General features: G+C 69.1%; 1 pseudogene. It reads left to right on the top strand.

Annotated elements, in window-relative coordinates:
- Positions 1-265: 265 nt before the first annotated feature.
- Positions 266-576: pseudogene (locus RF645_RS13200) on the top strand (adenylosuccinate lyase); the annotation flags it as partial.

Genomic DNA, 576 nt, shown 5'->3' with positions numbered 1-576 from the left:
ACGAGGCAGAGCCGTTCGTGGACCAGCGCCGAGACCGCCGATGGGGACGTTCCCGGGAACACCGGGCTCGCGAGTTGTGACATGACCGGTTCCTTCCCGCGCCCCACCACGCGGGCGCCACGCGACCAGGCTAGGGAACGGCGATCCTGTGCTCGGGCGGCCCCGGAAGCATGTGTATCCACGCCCTGCGCGGCCATCCCGAGGACCGCGGTGCAGGACGTTCACCGCGGCGAGGGGCGCCCCGGCGCGTGAAAGAATGAGGGCCATGTCGAACACCGCGCAGACCCTCCCCTCCGGACGTGTGGCCCTGAGCCAGCAGTCACCCGCCATCGCGCTGGGACCGCTGGACGGCCGTTACCGCCCCCAGACCGCCGTGCTGGTGGACTACCTCTCGGAAGCTGCGCTGAACCGCGAACGGGTGCACGTGGAGGTCGAGTGGTTCATCCACCTGTGCGAGCAGCGAGCGCTCACAGGTCTGGAACACCTCTCGGATGAGCAAAAGAGCGGTCTGCGCGCAATCGTCGCGGACTTCGACGCCGCGTCGGTCGCGGAACTGGCTGAGATCGAGGCCGTCAC

The sequence above is a fragment of the Kocuria sp. CPCC 205260 genome (genome assembly GCF_040981045.1).
In the GTDB taxonomy this organism is placed as follows: Bacteria; Actinomycetota; Actinomycetes; order Actinomycetales; family Micrococcaceae; genus Kocuria; species Kocuria palustris.
This window is presented reverse-complemented; position numbering and strand designations above follow the sequence as displayed.